The 17,927-nt window shown below is 63.9% G+C and carries 16 protein-coding genes; 9 read left to right on the plus strand and 7 right to left on the minus strand.

Going from position 1 to position 17,927, the window contains the following annotated elements:
* Nucleotides 1-52: 52 nt before the first annotated feature.
* From RGQ15_RS21000 to RGQ15_RS21025, 6 genes are read left to right on the plus strand one after another with little or no spacing between them, the layout of a single operon-like run.
* Nucleotides 53-1,603 carry an ABC transporter substrate-binding protein gene (locus tag RGQ15_RS21000; RefSeq protein ID WP_311162828.1) on the plus strand — a complete coding sequence of 517 codons (1,551 nt, stop codon included), beginning with the start codon at nt 53-55 and terminating at the stop codon, nt 1,601-1,603.
* Between the two features lie 4 nt (nt 1,604-1,607).
* Nucleotides 1,608-2,555, plus strand: coding sequence for an ABC transporter permease (locus tag RGQ15_RS21005; RefSeq protein ID WP_311162830.1), 948 nt, complete (start codon nt 1,608-1,610; stop codon nt 2,553-2,555).
* On the plus strand, nt 2,552-3,391 hold the full coding sequence (locus tag RGQ15_RS21010; protein ID WP_311162831.1) for an ABC transporter permease: 840 nt from the start codon (nt 2,552-2,554) through the stop codon (nt 3,389-3,391). Before RGQ15_RS21005 ends, RGQ15_RS21010 begins: the two co-directional genes overlap by 4 nt.
* Nucleotides 3,391-5,001, plus strand: coding sequence for an ABC transporter ATP-binding protein (locus RGQ15_RS21015; RefSeq protein WP_311162832.1), 1,611 nt, complete (start codon nt 3,391-3,393; stop codon nt 4,999-5,001). The genes RGQ15_RS21010 and RGQ15_RS21015 overlap by 1 nt, the downstream gene beginning before the upstream one ends.
* Before the next feature lie 14 nt (nt 5,002-5,015).
* On the plus strand, nt 5,016-5,960 hold the full coding sequence (locus RGQ15_RS21020) for a 2-hydroxyacid dehydrogenase (RefSeq protein WP_311162833.1): 945 nt from the start codon (nt 5,016-5,018) through the stop codon (nt 5,958-5,960).
* 10 nt (nt 5,961-5,970) lie between these two features.
* Nucleotides 5,971-6,324 (plus strand): cupin domain-containing protein, encoded by a 354-nt coding sequence (locus tag RGQ15_RS21025; protein ID WP_311162834.1) that lies wholly within the window; start codon nt 5,971-5,973, stop codon nt 6,322-6,324.
* 51 nt (nt 6,325-6,375) lie between these two features.
* Here the strand turns inward: RGQ15_RS21025 and RGQ15_RS21030 are convergent, their stop codons facing one another.
* On the minus strand, nt 6,376-7,488 hold the full coding sequence (locus RGQ15_RS21030; RefSeq protein ID WP_311162835.1) for a YihY/virulence factor BrkB family protein: 1,113 nt from the start codon (nt 7,486-7,488) through the stop codon (nt 6,376-6,378).
* 257 nt (nt 7,489-7,745) lie between these two features.
* Between RGQ15_RS21030 and RGQ15_RS21035 the strand changes: the two genes are divergently transcribed.
* Genes RGQ15_RS21035 through RGQ15_RS21045 form a run of 3 tightly spaced genes read left to right on the plus strand, consistent with a single transcriptional unit; the run spans nt 7,746 to nt 11,810 of the window.
* The gene (locus tag RGQ15_RS21035; RefSeq protein WP_311162836.1) at nt 7,746-7,892 is read left to right on the plus strand and encodes a hypothetical protein; all 147 of its coding nucleotides are present in this window, start codon (nt 7,746-7,748) and stop codon (nt 7,890-7,892) included.
* A 13-nt stretch (nt 7,893-7,905) separates the two neighbouring features.
* Nucleotides 7,906-10,434 carry a DUF3141 domain-containing protein gene (locus RGQ15_RS21040; protein ID WP_311162837.1) on the plus strand — a complete coding sequence of 843 codons (2,529 nt, stop codon included), beginning with the start codon at nt 7,906-7,908 and terminating at the stop codon, nt 10,432-10,434.
* Nucleotides 10,425-11,810 carry a bifunctional enoyl-CoA hydratase/phosphate acetyltransferase gene (locus tag RGQ15_RS21045; RefSeq protein WP_311162838.1) on the plus strand — a complete coding sequence of 462 codons (1,386 nt, stop codon included), beginning with the start codon at nt 10,425-10,427 and terminating at the stop codon, nt 11,808-11,810. Before RGQ15_RS21040 ends, RGQ15_RS21045 begins: the two co-directional genes overlap by 10 nt.
* 111 nt (nt 11,811-11,921) lie before the next feature.
* Here RGQ15_RS21045 and RGQ15_RS21050 read toward each other — a convergent pair whose 3' ends face one another.
* From RGQ15_RS21050 to RGQ15_RS21075, 6 genes are all read right to left on the minus strand, one after another.
* Entirely contained in the window at nt 11,922-12,368 is a 447-nt protein-coding gene (locus tag RGQ15_RS21050) for a phosphatase domain-containing protein (protein ID WP_311162839.1), read from the minus strand.
* On the minus strand, nt 12,365-12,925 hold the full coding sequence (locus RGQ15_RS21055; protein WP_311162840.1) for a histidine phosphatase family protein: 561 nt from the start codon (nt 12,923-12,925) through the stop codon (nt 12,365-12,367). Before RGQ15_RS21055 ends, RGQ15_RS21050 begins: the two co-directional genes overlap by 4 nt.
* Nucleotides 12,922-13,938 (minus strand): MBL fold metallo-hydrolase, encoded by a 1,017-nt coding sequence (locus RGQ15_RS21060; RefSeq protein ID WP_409201368.1) that lies wholly within the window; start codon nt 13,936-13,938, stop codon nt 12,922-12,924. The genes RGQ15_RS21055 and RGQ15_RS21060 overlap by 4 nt, the downstream gene beginning before the upstream one ends.
* 103 nt (nt 13,939-14,041) lie before the next feature.
* Nucleotides 14,042-15,118 (minus strand): ABC transporter ATP-binding protein, encoded by a 1,077-nt coding sequence (locus RGQ15_RS21065; protein WP_311162841.1) that lies wholly within the window; start codon nt 15,116-15,118, stop codon nt 14,042-14,044.
* On the minus strand, nt 15,106-16,812 hold the full coding sequence (locus RGQ15_RS21070; protein ID WP_311162842.1) for an ABC transporter permease: 1,707 nt from the start codon (nt 16,810-16,812) through the stop codon (nt 15,106-15,108). Before RGQ15_RS21070 ends, RGQ15_RS21065 begins: the two co-directional genes overlap by 13 nt.
* Complete coding sequence (locus RGQ15_RS21075) at nt 16,809-17,780, minus strand: ABC transporter substrate-binding protein (RefSeq protein WP_311162844.1); 972 nt, start codon at nt 17,778-17,780, stop codon at nt 16,809-16,811. Before RGQ15_RS21075 ends, RGQ15_RS21070 begins: the two co-directional genes overlap by 4 nt.
* Between the last annotated feature and the right edge of the window lie 147 nt (nt 17,781-17,927).

The raw sequence follows: 17,927 nt of genomic DNA on the forward strand, positions 1-17,927 counted from the left end.
AGGTTACACGATGAATAAAGGAAAGGTCACAGCCATGCCCGGAAGCGGCGCGATGTCCCGGCGGGGTTTCATGTCGACAAGCGCTGCGCTGGGTCTGGCGCTTGGCGCGGGCGGCACGCTTTTGCCCGGTCTTGCCCGGGCGCAATCCGAAACACCGGTCAAAGGCGGAAAGCTGCGCGCAGGAATTCTTGGCGCGACGTCGAATACCAACGACCCGGCCCTGCGCACCGATGAATTCGGCGTCATGGCCGCCTATACGACATTCAACCATCTGGTCGAGCTGAAGGCCGACAAGACGATCGAGCCCGAGCTGGCCGAAAGCTGGGAAGCCAAGCCCGGTGCGACCGAATGGGTCTTCAACCTGCGCAAGGGCGTCGAATTCCACAATGGCAAGACGCTCGATGCCAATGACGTGATCTATTCGATCAACCGCCACAGGGGCGAGGCCTCGCAATCCGGCGCCAAAAGCCTGATGGCCGCGATCACCGACATCAAGGCGCTGGACAGCCACCAGATCCTCGTGACACTGGACAGCCCGAATGCGGATCTGCCCTTCAACTTCTCGGGCGACCATCTGGCGATTTCTCCTGCCGATTACGAAGACTGGATGAAGCCCGTGGGGACCGGTGGCTATGTCCAGACCTCGTTCGAGCCGGGTGTCCGCGCCACTTGGACCCGCAACCCGAACTACTGGAAAGAGGGTCGCGCCCATGTCGACGAGGTCGAGTTCCTCATCCTGAACGATCCGCAGGCACGCCTGGCCGCCCTGCAATCGGGGCAGATCGACGCGCTTGGCCTTGTCGACCCGGCTGCGGTCGAGCTGCTGCGCGGCATTCCGGGGGTGCAGGTCGTCAACAGCGCCGGTGGCCAGTTCTGGAGCTATGCGCTGAACTGCCGCAAGGGCCCCTTCACCGATCCGAACCTGCGCATGGCGATGAAATACGGCATCGACCGGCAGAAGATCCTCGACCTGGTGCTGCGCGGCAATGGCGCGCTGGGGAATGACCAGCCGCTGGCCAAGACCGATCCGTTCTTCAACCCGGAACTGGCCCAGCGTCCCTATGACCCCGACCAGGCGCTGCATTATCTCAAGAAGGCCGGGATGGAGAGTTTCGCGATCAAGCTTGATACCTCTGACGCGACCTTCGCGAACTCGGCCAATGTCGGGCAGATCTACGCTCAGGGCGCAAAGAAGGGCGGCATCGATCTCGAGGTCGTTCGCCAGCCCGCGGATGGCTACTGGGATCAGGTCTGGCTGAACGTCGATCACCCGATGACCACCGGCGTATGGATGGGCCGGCCGACCGCTGACATGATCATGTCGATGGTCTATGCCTCGAAGGCGCCGTGGAACGAGGCGTTCTGGGGCAATGCACGTTTCGACGAGCTGCTGACGTCTGCGCGGGGCGAGCTGGACCAGGCCAAGCGCAAGGCGATGTATTGGGAAATGCAGGCGCTGATCCATGAGGATGGCGGCCATGTCGTTCCGGTCTTTGCCGATTTCATCGACGCCTATGGTCCACGCGTCCGCGGGCTCGAGGCCAGCCCTTCCTGGTACCTGATGGGGGCACGCTTCACCGAGCGGGTCTGGCTGGACGGCTGAGGGCATGACGACCTACCTGTTGAAACGTCTGCTTGCCGGGGTGCTGCTGGTCTTGGGGGCCAGCGCCATCCTGTTCTTCGCGGGCGAGCTTTTGCCGGGTGATTTCGCGAGCCGGATGCTTGGCTCGCAAGCCACCCCCGAGGCGGTCGAGGCGCTGCGGCAGTCGCGCGGCCTCGACCAGCCGGCCCTGACCCGCTATCTCGCGTGGCTCGGCGGGTTGTTCCAGGGGGATCTGGGAACCTCGCTGACGAACGGGCGCGAGATCGGGCCGCTGATTGCGACGCGGCTTTCGAATACCCTGACCCTTGCCGGTCTTGCCGCGCTTGTCGCGGTGCCCTTCGCGGTGGGTCTGGGCACGCTTGCGGCGATGTATCGCAACACCTGGTTCGACAGGCTGGTGCTGATGCTGTCGATGGTGACGGTCGCGACGCCGGAGTTCTTCTTCGCCTATCTCGCCATCGCCTTCTTCGCTGTGCAGCTGCACCTTCTGCCCTCGATCTCGATCGTGACCTCCGAGATGAGCCTGGCCGAGAAACTGCCCCTGCTGATCCTGCCGGTCATGACATTGGTCGTGACGACCTCGGCCCATATGATCCGCCTCACGCGAGCCAGCCTGATCGCGGTGATGGACAGCGAATATGCCGGGACGGCAATGCTGAAGGGCCTGCCGCAATGGAAGATCGTGCTGCGCCACCTGCTTCCCAACGCGATGAGTCCGATTGCCGCTGTCGTCGTGCTGAACCTCGCCGACCTCATCGTGGGGCTGATCATCGTCGAGGCGATCTTCGCCTATCCCGGCATGGGCCAGCTGATGGTCGATTCCGTGGCCAAGCAGGATGTCACCGTGGTGCAGGCCTGCGGGCTGATCTTTGCCGTGACCTATATCGTCCTGAACATGATCGCCGACTTGCTGGCGATCCTGCTTAACCCGAGGCTGAGGTATCGGTCATGATGCTTTCCGACGCCCGCCCCCCGCGTCTTCGGCGACTGCGTTTGGGATGGCTGCCCGTCACCCTGGCTGCCGCATTCTGCGGGCTGTGCCTGATCGCCGCGCTTTTCGCGCCCTGGATCGCGCCCTTTGATCAGGCCGAAATGGTCGGCATGCCATGGCAGCCGCCAGATGCAACCAACTGGCTGGGCACAGATCAGCTGGGGCGCGACATGCTTTCGCGCATCATCCATGGCGCAAGGACCTCGATCGGGCTGTCGCTTGCGATTGTTTCGCTTGCTTTTGCGATTGGCGTGTCGCTGGGGCTCTTTGCCGTCGCATTGGGCGGATGGGTGGACCAGCTAGTCAGCCGCACCGTCGATCTGTTCATGTCGCTGCCGCCGCTTGTGCTGGCCTTGCTTGCGATAAGCATCACTGGCACCTCGCTGATCACCCTGACCGTCGTGGCGGCGCTTCTTGCCGCGCTGCGCGTGTTCCGGCTGACGCGATCGCTTGGGCTCGACATAGCCTCGCGCGATTTCGTCGATGTGGCACGTCTGCGCGGGGACAGCACCTGGTCCATCATGCGGCGCGAGATCCTGCCCAATGCGGCCGTGCCCCTGATCGCGGAATTCGGTCTGCGCTTCGTCTTCGCCTTCCTTTTCGTGGCCTCGCTGTCCTTTCTGGGACTGGGCGTCCAGCCGCCGACGGCGGATTGGGGCGGGATGGTGCGCGAAAACGTCGGGGCGTTCAATTACGGACATATGTCGCCTCTGATCCCGGCAGGCTTCATCGCGCTTCTGGCGATTTCGGTGAACCTGATCGGAGATTGGTTCGTCGAGAAATGGGGACGGATGTGATGCCAAACGACCTGCTACGCGTTCGCGGTCTCTGTATCGATGCCCCGGGGGCCGATGGAGCGATCCGGATCGCCCATGATATCGACCTCGACCTGCAGCGCGGCGAGGTGCTTGCGCTGATCGGGGAATCCGGCGCCGGCAAGTCCACGATCGGCATTGCCGCATTGGGCGCGGGTCGCGGCGGGGCCTATTTCGCGGCCGGCAGCGTGCTGCTCGACGGCGAGGACGTCATGGCCGGGGGTGCCGCGCGGCTGCGCGCGATCCGGGGCCGCCGCGTGGCCTATGTCGCCCAATCCGCCGCCTCGGCCTTCAATCCGGCGCATCGTCTGATCGATCAGGTGACCGAAACCGTGATCAGCCGCGGGCTGATGGATCGGGCCGCTGCCCGCGCCCGAGCCATCGAACTGTTTCGCAAGCTGGGCCTGCCCTCGCCCGAAACATTCGGAAACAAGTTTCCCCATCAGGCTTCCGGCGGGCAATTGCAGCGCGCGATGACCGCAATGGCGATCTGCGCGGGCCCCGAACTGATCGTCTTCGACGAGCCGACCACCGCGCTGGATGTGACGACGCAGATCGAGGTGCTGCTGTCCATCCGGCAGGCCATCCGGGATGAAGGCATGGCCGCGATCTATATCTCGCATGACCTTGCCCTGGTCGCGCAGATCGCGGATCGCATCATGGTCCTGCGTCAGGGCAAGATCGTCGAAACCGGTCCGACTCGCGCCATCATCGAAGCGCCGCAACAGGATTACACGCGCCGCCTGATCGCAGTTGCAAGCGCCGATCTTGGTCATCGCGAGCCTTGCCCGGCCATGCTCGAGATCAGCCATGTCAGCGCAAGCTACGGCCGCGTGCCTGTGCTGCACAATATCAGCCTGAGCGTGGCGAAAGGGCGGACGCTGGCGCTGGTCGGTGAATCCGGTTCGGGCAAGTCCACGCTTGGAAAAGTGGTCGCGGGCCTGTTGCAACCCGACGCGGGCAACGTGACGCTGGCAGATCGGGTCCTGTCGCCCGGATTGAGAAAACGCTCACGGCAGGACCTGCGCGACATCCAGATGGTCCACCAGAACCCGGATCTGGCGTTGAACCCGCGCCAAACTGTCGGCGCCTCGATCGCGCAGGCGGTCGCCAAGTTCCAGGGTCTGGCGAAACGCGATTGCGCGCAGGAAGTGGCGAGGCTGCTTGAACAGGTCAATCTTGACCCTGCCCTTGCCTCGCGGCTGCCGCATGCGCTTTCGGGCGGGCAGAAGCAACGGATCTGCATTGCCCGTGCCCTGGCCGCGAAGCCGCGCCTGATCATCTGCGACGAAGTCACCAGCGCGCTTGATCCGTTGGTCGCCGAAGGCGTGCAGAGCCTGTTGCGCAAGCTGCAGGATGAAGCGGGCGTGTCCTATCTGTTCATCACCCATGATTTTGCCGCAGTTCGGGCCATGGCGGATGAGGTCGCCGTGATGCGTGACGGCTTGGTGATCGCTCATGGCCCGACAGAATGGGTGCTGAATGCCCCGCAGGATGCATACACGGAAAAATTGATCAGCTCGGTTCCGGAACTTCGGGTGGGCTGGTTGGACGAGATCGTTTCGGCGCGCGCCGAACAAAGACCTGCATGAACGGAGATAATGACGTGACGAACGCATCAAAGGCCCTGCTGATCGCGGCAACCGGCGAAGACCCCGAGCCCTATCGTCAGGATCTGGCCCGCCGCCTGCCCGGCCTTGCGATCCATGCCGAGGGCGAGGATTACGACCCCGCGACGATCGCCTATGCCCTTTGCTGGAAGCCGACCCCTGGCCTGCTTGCGAGCTTGCCGGGGCTCGAGGCGATCTTTTCCATGGGGGCGGGGATCGACCATATCCTGGCCGATCCGGAACTGCCCGCGGCGCCGCCGATCGTGCGCCTGATGCATGACCGGACCCGCGACCAGATCCGCGACTATGTCGTTCACGCGGTTCTGCACTACTACCGTCAGATGGATGTCGCTGCCCGCCAGCAGGCAGAGAAGTCATGGAAGTTCCTTCAGATCCGCGACAAACCGAAGCTCAAGGTCGGTATCCTGGGGCTGGGCGAAATGGGCAGCACAGCCGCCCAGGGGCTGAATGCGCTTGGCTTCACGGTGCTTGGCTGGTCGAGAAGCCCGAAGTCGATCGAGGGCGTGACCAGTTACCATGGCGCGGACGGCCTGGCCGAGATGCTGCCCGAAGTCAGCTATCTCGTGTCGCTCTTGCCTGCGACTGCCGAAACGGTCGGGGTCCTGAATGCGGGCCTGTTCAACGCCCTGCCGCGCGGGGCCGTGGTCATCAATCTGGGCAGGGGTGACCATCTAGTCGCCGAGGACCTGCTGACGGCGCTTGATTCCGGGCAGATCGGTGCCGCGACGCTGGATGTGTTCGCCCCCGAGCCGATGCCCGAGGACAGCCCCTTCTGGAGCCATCCGGCCGTGCGCGTCACCCCCCATATCGGCAGCGACGGAAACGGGCCGATCATTGCGGATGCCGTCGGCCTGAACATCGAACGCATGTCGCGCGGTCTCGCGCCCGAACCGATCGGCGATCGCAGCCGTGGATATTGAGGAGATTTCCATGACCAATCTCATTCGCATCGACCATCACCCGGCGACCGACCCCGAGCTGGGCTCGCCCCGCCCCGAACGCGTCATCGAGGGGGCGCCGAATTCGCAGTCCTGGGACATGGAGGCAACGCCAGACGGCAAGGTCACCTGCGGTGTCTGGGAAGTCGCACCGGGGGCATGGAATGTCGTCAAGGACGCATGGGAGCTGATGACCATCATCTCGGGGCGTTCGGAACTGACCGAGGACGGTGGCGAGACGATCGAACTTGTCCCCGGCGTCAGCGTGGTCATGCGCGCGGGTTTCCGCGGCGTCTGGCGTGTGATCGAACCGACCCGCAAGGTCTGGACGATCTACGAGGCGTGATATGCCCCGGGCGGCCTCTTGATTGGCCGACCGGGGAAAGACGGCCACCGCTCAGACGCCGCCAGCGTCGCGCTTGCGCTTGCGCAGGACCTCCCACAGGAGCACACCTGTGAGCAGAAGCAACGGCGACACTCTCGCCGGTTGCGGTTGCGATGAAGATTGCGCGTCAGGCATGGCACCAGGTACGCCTGCCTCTGCGAAAGCCGGGGGAGGCGTATCCGCCTTGGTCGCGCCACGGCTGCCCATGGGCAAGGGCGAACCGGTCGTGGTGTCCCGTGCGGTCTGCAGCTCGGTTTCGGCATTCAGCTCGGCCCCGGCAAGAACGACGAATGCCGAAAGCCACAGCCAGGTCAGCAGGATGATGACGCCGCCAAGGGCCCCATAAGATTCGGTATAGGTTCCGAAATTCTGCACATAGACCGAAAAACCGACCGTTCCGCCGATCCATACCAGGGTGGCCACAACCGCACCCGGACTGATCCAACCCCAGCGTGCGGGCTCACGCGAAGGACCGAAGCGATAGATCAGAGCAAGTCCGAGCATCGAGGAAAGCCCAAGCACGATCCAGCTGATCGCCGGCACCGCCCATTCGAACTGCGAGGCGAGCGGCAGGAGGTGGACGATAGAAGGCAGCACGATGGCCAGGGCGAGCGTGGCGAGAAACCCGAGAAGGATCGCGAGCGTAAGCGCCAGAGCGGTCAGATAGAGGCGGAATATGCCCCTTTTTTCTTCCTCGTCATAGGCAATGTTCAGCCCTTCGATGAGAGTGAGAACCCCCTTCATCGCGCCATAGATCGCAAGGGCCAGCCCCGAGACGGCGACCAGCCCGCTTCCCGTCCCACTACCCCCCGTGACCGCGACAACCTGATTTTCGATGATCGACGCGGCGTCCGGCGGAAGGCTTGCCGACAGTCGGGCAAGCTCGCCTGCGAGATCGGACGGGTCGAGAAAGAAGCCGGAGAGCCCAATCAGGGCAGCGATTGCCGGAAAAAGGGCAATCAGCCCGTAAAAGGCAACGCCAGCCGATACCACCGAGACATGGTCCTTCGCAATTTCGCGCCGGACCCTGAGCAGGATCTGCTTCCAGCCCGGTGGCGGGATGTCCCTTGGCGATCCGGCGCGAAGTCCGGCGGGGCTTGGACCTGACCTTGCTCTGCCTGCCATTTGGTCTCCTGACGGTTTGCCTGATCGCACAAGTCCAACCGTGCACAAGGTATCTGGGTTCCGGAAAGCGCGTCGCGTCTTCGAGCCGGGCGACGGGCGCGGCTGATTATGACGGGTTGTCCGCTCTGCTCGATTTGTCCCTCGATCTGCCTGCCGTTTCATCCTCAGGCTGTTTGTCTGGCGGCCCGCATTGTTTTCGGGCCGTCACGGGACGGTTGTCTGACTAGCCTAGAGAGAACCGAGTCGAGGGATTCGCCATGCTGATTTTGCGCGAAAAGAAGGCCCTGTTGATCGGCCCGGCAGATCGCGCCCGCAAGCTGCCGGGTGCCGACATGCCCGACCATGCGCAGCATTCGCTCGGCGATGCGCTTGGCTTCCACGACGGATCATCCAGCCTTGCCTGAGGAGTCTCGCGACATGGCAAATATATTCGAAATCGTCGAAACCGATCACGCGTCCATGCTCGACTATCTTCAGCGCGATGCCGTTGCCAGCCTGCAGGACGGTCTTGTGCGGCTGCGGTCCGAAATCGCGGCGCAGAGCGAAACGGCCGAGGTGATGTCGACCGCCGCCTCTCGCCATGCCCAGCGGATCGTCGAAACCCATTCGCAGCGCGGTCAGCGTCTGATCGACGCGGCCCAGGCCCTTGTCGAGGGGCTGACCAGATTTCATGCGGAACACAGGCTGCTTGACGCCATGCAGGAATACGGACGCGACGCGGCCGAACGCGCCATTCTGACGGCCGACACGCTGCGCAAGCGCGGAGACATCTTTCTGGACCATGAGGCGGCGGGTTGCCCACCGGTGCTCGTCTACGACTACGAAGTCGTGATGGAGGGGCGCGACCTTCCCTATCCGTGCAATTACACGCTTCTGAAGATCCTGCCCCCTGAGGGCGTCACCATCGATGACGAAAACCGGCCCTATATCATCATTGATCCCAGGGCGGGGCATGGTCCGGGCATCGGCGGGTTCAAGACCGACAGCCAGGTCGGCGTCGCGCTGCAAGCGGGTCATCCGGTCTATTTCGTGTCCTTCCGTTCCCGTCCGGAGCCGGATCAGTATCTGGCCTATGTCACCCGCGCCGAGGCGGCATTCGTACGCGAAGTGATGCGGCTTCATCCGGCGGCGCAAAAACCCGTCATCACGGGGAACTGCCAGGGGGGATGGGCAGCGTTGCTGGTTGCGGCAGCCAATCCGGATCTGACTGGGCCGCTGGTCATCAATGGCGCGCCGGTATCGCCCTGGTCGGGCAAGGTCGGGCAGGACCCGATGCGCTATAATGGCGGGGTTCTGGGCGGGACCTGGGTTGCCATGTTCCTGTCCGATCTTGGCGGCGGACTTTTCGATGGCGCGAATCTCGTGCAGAATTTCGAGACGCTGAACCCCGGCCGCACGCTGTTTCGCAAATATACCGACCTGTTTCGCGACATCGACAACGGCGACCTGACCTTTCTGGAGTTCGAGAAATGGTGGGGCGGGTTCTTCATGCTGACCGAGCCAGAGATCCACTGGATCGTCGAGCAGCTTTTCGTCGGCAACCGGCTCGCGAAGAACGAGGCACGGCTGGAGCCCGGCAGGCCCGTGGATCTCAAGGCGATCCGCGCGCCGATCATCGTCTTTGCCAGCCATGGCGACAATATCACGCCTCCGCAGCAAGCGCTCAACTGGATTGCGGAAACCTATGCGGATGCGCAGGAAATCCGCATTCGCGGCCAGCGCATCGTCTACATGGTGCATGAACAGGTGGGCCATCTGGGAATTTTCGTGTCCTCGAAGGTGGCGCGACGGGAACATGCCGAAATGGCCTCGACGCTGCAAACCATCGAGGCGCTGGCCCCTGGGCTCTATGAAATGCAGATCGAGGATATCGAGGAGAAAGGCGGCAAGACCGTCTTTACCGTCAGCTTCGCCGAACGCAGGATGGAGGATATCATCGCGCTTGATGACGGTTGGGCCGATGAAAGGCCTTTCGCGGCAGTGGCCCGCAGTTCGGAGGTGCAGGCCCAGCTTTACGACGCGCTTGCCCGGCCATTCGTCAAGGCCGCCGTTTCCGGAACGAGCGCCGAGCTGTCCCGTGCCATGCACCCCAAGAGGATGGAACGCGCGGTCGTCTCGTCCCGCAACCCGCTGATGCAGCAGGTCGAGGCCGCCGCCGAGAAGGTCAGGAGTGATCGTCACAAGGCCGCGCCGGAAAATCCCTTTCTCGCGGCCGAGGCCCTTTGGGTCGACGGGGTCGAACAGATGATCGACCTTTGGCGCGATACGCGCGACATGATGCAGGAACTGACCTTTTTCGGTATCTGGGGAACACCATGGGCGCGGGCTTTCGGCAGGACGCATGAGGCACGCCGGACGCTCAAGAACACCGATGAGCTGAGAGCTTTGCCCGAGGTCGCTGCCGCGCTTGGCAACATCGGCCGAGGCGGATTTGCCGAAGGGGTCATCCGGATGCTCGTGCTTCTGGCCGAAAACCGCAAGGGCGTCCGCCGCGATCGACTGGAGCGCTCGGCAAGGGTATTGACGCGGGACGAGCCCTTCCGCTCGCTGGGGGCCGAAGATCGCGCCAGGATCATTCATGAACAGACGCTGATCGCAACCTACGAAACCGACCTTGCGATCGCGACCCTGCCGGACTTGCTGACCGGCAGGGACCAACGGGCAATGGCGTTAAAGGTTGTGCGCTATGTCCTGGGATCGACCGCCGAAATGTCTTCCGAGACGGCGCAACTGTTGCAGCGCTTCCATGGGGTCCTGGATCAGCCCCATGTCGCGGGCGAGGTGAGCGAGGACCCGCTTGATGCGGGAAGCGCGCCCACGGCAGGCCTGGCGGCGAATGACGAGACGGCAGGCGCCTTGCATGTCGTTCTGAACGAACCCGACGCGCCGCCCCTCGTGGCGGCGGGCGCGACCGGGCACATGAGCGAGGGTTCAACATGCACCTGACCAACCGAACCCTGTCCGAGATCATGCCGAATGACACTGCCGAATTGCGCCGGCTGGTCACGCCAGACGATCTTTATGTCTTTGCGGCAGCATCGGGGAATTACAACCCGATCTCGCTGCCCGAAATCGACGTGGACGGAGATGGCAAGGCCGAGAACGTCGCGCCGGGGATGTTCATCGCCTCGATGATCTCGGCCGTGCTCGGGACCTTGCTGCCGGGGCCCGGAACGCTTTATCGCAGCCAGACGCTGAATTTCCACGACCGCGCCCATGCCGGAGACGAGCTTTTATGCGAGGTGCGGGTCATCGAGAAGCATGGCGACGGCACGGTCAGTATCGAGACGCGAGTCACTCGCCCCGTCGATGGGGCGCTGATCGTTTCGGGCATGGCGCAGGTCACCGCTCCGCAGCGCAAGTTCGATCGCGACGATATCGAGGTTCCGGGGCTGCTGGTCCAGCGTCACCGGCATTTCGAATCCTTGGTGGAGCGCGCGCGCCGGCTGCCGCCTTTGCCCGTCGCCGTTGTCTGCGCCGATGATCCCAAATCGCTGGGCGGCGCCTTGCTGGCCGCGCGTGAAGGGTTGATCCGCCCGCTGCTGGTCGGAAATGAGCAGGCGACCCGGGACGTGGCGGCGCAGATGGGATCCGATCTGACCGGATGCGAACTGATTGATGTGTCGGGCGATCAGATGGCGGCGGCGCAGGCCTGCAAGCTCGTGCATGAAGGGCGGGCCGCCGCAGTGATGAAGGGCCATCTGCATACCGATGACCTGTTGAAGCCGATGCTTGACAAGGCGGGAGGGCTGCGCGTCGGGCGAAGGTTCACCCATGTTTTCGTCATGGACGTTCCGGGTCGGCCCGAACCTGTCATGGTCACCGATGCGGCGATCAATATCGCGCCGGATCTGGCCACCAAGGTCGACATCACGCAAAACGCCATCGATCTTGCCCGGTCGCTGGGGATGGAGCCGAGGGTCGGGGTGCTTTCCGCGGTCGAGACCGTCAATCCGGCCATCCAGTCCTCGATCGACGCGGCGCTCCTGTCGAAGATGGCCGACCGCGGTCAGATCACGGGCGGTCTGGTCGAGGGGCCATTGGCCATGGACAATGCCGTCGACCTGGGCGCCGCGCGCACCAAGGGGCTGAAGGGCGGGGTCGCCGGGCAGGCGAACATCCTGGTCGTGCCGGGCATCGATTCAGGGAACATGCTTGCCAAGCAGCTTTCCTTCGTCAGCCATGCCGAAGGCGCGGGCCTGGTCCTGGGCGCGAGCGTTCCCGTCATTCTCAATTCGCGGTCAGACAGCCCCATGTCGCGCCTTGCCTCATGCGCAGTTGCCGTGCTCCACCACGTCTTCAAGGGCGGACGGGCCGGGTAAGCCGAGGGGCAAGACGTCGCCCCGCACCGAAAGGGGCGCTCCCTTCGGGCAGGTCTGCGCATTCGCAAGACCAAAGTGAATCGCCTTGGGCAGATCCGGCAACTTGCCGTTTCAGAATTCGCCCGGGGCACATTGCAGGCAGGTCAGACCCGCTTCGCGCCAGAATGCCACCACCGACGATCGGTCATCGACCACGAGCCATGGCTGGAACCCGTCCGAGCGGATGCGCTCGAGGGCGCTTGCCTTGACGGCGGGATCGGGCAGGGCATCTTCGTCATCCCGGCGCAGATAAATCGCGTCGAAGGGGATGTTTTCCTGCCGCAGCCATGCCGCCGTCTGGTTTTCCCAGCCTTCTGGTCGCCCCGAGCAGATCACGATCTGCTCGCCCTGCGCCTTGAGGTGGCGCAGCAGGCGCACGATCGGTTCAATCGCCGGGGTGCTTGCCATTTCGCGATGAAACTCGTCCCAGAACTTTTCGACACCGTGGACCAGATGTCCGAGCCGTTCCGCGTCGAAATGGGCAAGTGTCCCATCCACATCGAAAATCACACAATTCATGCTTGTTCCCTTGCGGCGAAGAATGGCCGTTCCACCCAGCCCTGAGCGGTTGGCTGAAAGATGATCGGCGTCGTGTTCGGGGCTGACGGGCCGTCGAACGGGGTTCCGATAAGCGCGCGGGTCGCGCGTATCACGCCGGAATGAGACACGATGACAGGCAAGGACTTACCCGCCATCTGAATGCAATGGCCAAGAGCGATCGCGACCCGATCGAGCATCGCCGACCAGCTTTCGCCCTGATCGGGCGTGGCGGTGCGTGGCGGAAGCTCGGCAAGCGGCCGACCGTCATGAACGCCCCAATCCCGCTCGCGCAATTCCTCGATGATCCGGGGAGGAATCGCGGGAAAGCCCAGTTCAGCCGTCACGCGCGCCCGTCCCTGCGGGCTAGCGAAAACTGCGATATCGTCGGGCCAGTCGAGGGTAGCGAGCCGTGCGGCGTCGGAGCGGCCCTGTTCTGTCAAGACCGTTTCGAGACGACCCGAGATGATCCCGTCCCGGTTGGCTTCGGTCTGGCCGTGGCGGATCAGGCAAAAGGGCGATCTGGGCAGGAGGGTCACAGGAACATCCTTTCACCGAGGACCAGCTTTTTCCCGAGTTCGCCTTCCAGCAGGTAATCCTCGGGCGTGGGGCAGAAAAGGGGGGAGAAGCGCTTCGCCGACAGACGGTCCAGCATCGCCCGCTGATCGCGCAGCGGCGGGTGGACATTCCAGCGCAGGAAACGTCCGCCCTCGGCCGCGATGGCACGGGCATGGGCCGTCATATGGCCGGTGAAAAGAACGATGCCATCCTGCCCCAGCCTGCCGCTGTCGCGCCAGTTCGGAACGATCGTCCCGGCCATGCCCGAATCCGCGTTGGGAGATTCGCAGATCAGGTAGCGCGCCGAAGGATCGAACTTCCGGTCGAGCAGGGGTGCTATTGCCACGGCCCGCTCATTCGTGCTGCCCGAGGACAAGGCTTCGCGCAGCGCATGCCGGCAGCAATCATCAAGGCTGAGCGAGCCGCGTGACATCAGGTGAAGTGCAAGTTCCCCTGCGCGGCCAGATGATGGAACGGGAAACAGGACTTGCGTGCCCGGATCAAGAGCGCCAAGCGCCTGGTCAAGCTGGGCCTTCCGTTCGGACTGGGGAATGTTGTCAAGATGATACGAGGCGTCGATCAGCGCTGTCTGGGCGGCTGGCGGCGGGTCGAATGCGAACCATTCGGATTCCTCGGACCAATCGCCGGAATAGAAAAGCCCGCCCTCGCCCAGGGCAAAATGCATCCAGATGCCACCCAGGGCGTGCCCGTTGCGCCCTGTCGTCACCGCGATTCCATCTATCTGGATCGTGCCTTGTTCAGGAAGCGGCCTCAGATTTGCACCTGGGGGCAGGCATTTCGCGGTCAGCGCAGTCGCATGGATCGGCAGGCCTGCCCGGATCGCGTAAGCGGCACCGCCGATATGATCGACATGATCATGGGTGATGAAGACGGCATGGGCTCCGTCCAGCCATTCCGACCGGAATGGTGATGTCGCCTCGGGGCCGCAACCCACATCCAGTATCCACAGGCTCTGACCGGTCCAAAGGCGAATGCAGGCCGGACCCTTTTCGCCAAGGCCAGAGGCGACCTCGACCCAAGGCGGATCACCCAGCACAGGTCCGCGCGACATTGCAGCTTGCCCCGGGCTCGGATGATCACGCATCGACCAGCTCATGCGCGAATCTCGGCATCAGGCTTTCATCCCGGAATGCCCAGGGCCGATGGATCGTCACGCCAAGCTCTTCGCCGATCCGGGCGCGCTGCGGGCTATGAATGACGAGGCTTTCACCTGCGGTTTCCAGCACCAGACGGAAGCGACCGCCCTGATAACTGCAGGCACTGACGCGGGCCCGCAGGGGGCTGTCACCATTCAGGACGACCTGCTCGGGGCGGATACAGATATGGGTCGGGTTTCTGTCCAATCCATGGGCAACGATCCGCTGACCCATTGCCTCGACCGCGATCCCCGACGGGGTCAGCGACCCCGCAATGCGCACCGGAACCACGCTGCCATCGCCGACAAATCCGGCGACGAAACAGTCTTGTGGCCGATCGTAAAGCTGTTCGGGCGGGGCGAACTGGCGGATCTTGCCGTCCTGCATAACCGCCACGCGATCCGCCAGCGCCAGCGCCTCGGTCTGGTCATGTGTGACGTAGAGCATGGTCGCGCCGGTGCGGCGGTGGAAAGCCGCGAATGCCTCTTGCATGGCGCCGCGCAGTGCCAGGTCGAGATTGGCGAGCGGCTCGTCCAGAAGCACGGCCCGGGGTTCGGCCACCAGGCATCTGGCCAGCGCAACCCGTTGGCGCTGCCCGCCCGAAAGCTGTGCCGGTGCCCGTTCGGCGAGGGCGGAAAGTCCGGTCAGCCGCAATGCCTCATCGACCCGGCGGCGACGTTCGGGGGCGGAAACCCCGCGCGTCTCCAATGGATAGGCAACATTGCGCGCCACCGTCATATGTGGCCACAGCGCATAGGATTGGAACACGATGCCGATATTGCGTTCCTCGGGCGGCACGAACCGGCCCGGTCCGGCAAGGGCCCGATCGCCCAGCGACAGGGTGCCACGGTCGGGTTTCTCGAACCCTGCGGTCAGCCGCAGCAGGGTCGTCTTGCCGCAGCCGGATGGCCCGAGCAGCGCCACGAATTCACCCGAGCCGATCTCGGCCGAGATCCCGTCCAGGGCAGGGTGGCCATCAAACAGCTTGGAGACACCTTCGAAGATCAACCTTGCCACGGCACGGTTCCTTTTGGCAGTCGGGAGGACGCGAACTGAACGACGCCCATCAGGAGAATGACGAGGGCGACGATCGAGCCGGCAAGGGCCGAGGCCATCACTGTCTCGCCGCTGTCCTCGAGGTTGAAGATGACGACGCCCAGTGTCTCGGTCCCGGCAGCCCAAAGGAGCGCCGAAACCGTGAGCTCGTTCACGGCGGTCAGGAAGACGAGAATAGCGCCTGCGGCGGCCGCCGGCGCGGCCAGCGGCAGGACGATCGTGTGCAGACGCCGGCCGATACGCGCCCCCGCGCTGGCCGCGGCCTCCTCCATCGCCGGGTCGAGCTGGCTGACCGAGGCCTGCACGGGGCGCAGCATGACCACGAGAAAACGCGAAAGATAGGCCAGCAGGATGATGGCAAGCGTTCCGTAAAGCGTGATCTGGGTAAATGGAATGCGCATGAAGCTGAGAATGCAGGCAATGGCCAGGACAACGCCCGGCAAGGCATATGGCAGGTCAACCAGCGTATCGACCGCGCGCGTGGCCCAGTTGGGCCGCCGGCTTATCAGCCAGGCGAGCGGCAGGGCGACGACCATGAGGATCAGCGCCGCGCTCGTGGCCAGAAAAAGCGAGTTCAGGTAGGCCCGCCGCGTCACCGGCTGACGGAACAAGACCTCGTGCCACGCCTTGACGGTCAAGGTATCGAAGGAAAGCGGCACGCCATAGGCCGGGATCAGCGATGTCGCGACCAGAGCCATCAGGGGCAGGACGAGGATCAGGGCGATGAATCCCCAAAGCAGGGTCTCGACGAATGGCCGGGACGCGCCCAAGGAAAGCGAAAGGGGTTGACCCGAAAGTCCGACCAGGCCGAAGGCGCGGCGGCGCAGCATCAGGCGTGCGGCGAGGACCCCCAGGATTGCGACCGATCCGATGACAAGGGCCAGGATCGCCACTTCCGAAAGGACGGATGGGCCCATCGCGGCAAGGCGCTGATAGATCAGCGTGGGCAGGGTGGAATAGCGGGCCGGAATGCCAAGCATGGCCGGGATGCCGAAATTGCCAAGCGCCGTGACGAAGGTCATGGCCGCACCCGCAGCAAGGCTGGGCAGGCTCAGCGGAAGGACGATCTGCGCCCAGACCCGCCAGCCCCGCGCGGCCGAGATGCGGGCCGCCTCGACCAGATCGGCGGGGATCATGCGCAGGCCGGCGCGCAGGGTCAGGAAGATGATCGAAGCATGCTGGATGCCCAGCAGCAGCGCGATCCCGCCTGCCGAATGCAGCGGTTGCGGGCTGCCAAGCGGTGGCGCGAGGCCGAGCGTGCGCAGCAGCACCGACGAGGGGCCGGTCACCTGCATCCATGCCAGGGCCGTAATCTGGGGCGGGATCATCATCGGGATCATCAGGCAGAAGACCAGCGCGGATTTTGCCCGGATGTCCGTCAGGGCGACGACGAAGGCGAAGGCTGATCCGATCAGGATCGAGATCAGGGTGCCGGCCCCGGCGGTGACCAGCGAATGCCAAAGGGCGATGCGCGTGCTTTCCCGGCCAAGCACCTCGGTCGCATGGGCAAGGGTCGCGCCATCTCCCAGTCCGAACCCCTCGGCCAGAAGGCGCAGGATGGGTCCGAGCGAGATCAGCGCGACCGGAACCAGCAAGAGCGGGATCAGCCGGTCCGAGGACCGGCTGATCGGGTTTCTGTCGCCGGAGACGATCATTTGACGCCGAAGACCTCGGCGAATTTCGACTTGTTGGCATCGGTATCGGCAAGCGCCTTGGCCGCATCGAACCTGATCAACTTCAGTTCGTCACGTGCCGGAAATCCCTCGGGGCTTGCGACGCCGGTGCGCGCCGGGATGTAGCCCATTTCAGAAACCAGGTTCTGCCCGTCCTCGCTCAGCACGAAGTCGACGAACTTCTGGGCATCAGCCGGATTCGCCGCATCCTTCATGATGGCGACCGGCTCGGTGACCCAGGTCACGCCCTCTTCCGGGAAGACGAAATCGACGGGGGAACCCTCGGCCTTGGCCCGCAGCGCCATGTAGTCGACCAGAACGCCATAGGGCTTTTCGCCCGCAGCGACAGCGTTGAACACGCCACCATTGCCGCCATCGGCGCGCGCTTCATTGGCGGCGAGGCCTTCGTAATAGGCCCAGCCCAGTTCGGCATCGTCGGTCAGCGCCGCCAGGTGGATCAGGGCCGCGCCCGAGTAAAGCGGTGAGGGCATCGCGACAAGCCCCTTGTATTCAGGCTTTGCCAGGTCGGCCCAAGACGTCGGAATGTCATCGGCGGCCGTGTTGTAGACGATACCCGTCGTGATCAGCTTGGTCGAATAGTAATGCCCATCCTTGCTGTAGAGCGCGGGGTCATAGGCCTGTGCCTCGGGCGAGGAATAGGCGGCAAGCTTGCCTTCCTGTGCCAACCCTTCAAGCGTGACCGTGTCGGCGATCAGCAGCACGTCGGGCGCCGGGGCACCAGCCTCCATCTCGGCCGCCAGGCGCGCCATCAGCTGGGTGGTCCCGTCACGTACCCAATCGACCGTCACGTCCGGATTGGCCGCCTGAAAGGCATCGACCGTCTTCTGGGCATCGGCATTGGGCTGCGAGGTGTAGAGCTTCAGCGTTCCGGCGGTCGCGGCAAAAGGCAGGACCAGTGCGAGCGGCAGGGCAAGGGCAAGGCGGGACATCGCGTTCTCCTGGGAAGCGGTTTCGTTCGAAAGACTTCGACTTTCGGTGTGGTCGCAATTATCCTTGGGACGTGACAGCAAAATGACGGAAACGCCTATTTTCGCGAATAATAGCTGTTGCTGAAACGGGTCGCTAAAAGTTACCGT

The sequence above is a fragment of the Paracoccus sp. MBLB3053 genome (assembly GCF_031822435.1).
GTDB lineage: Bacteria > Pseudomonadota > Alphaproteobacteria > Rhodobacterales > Rhodobacteraceae > Paracoccus > Paracoccus aurantius.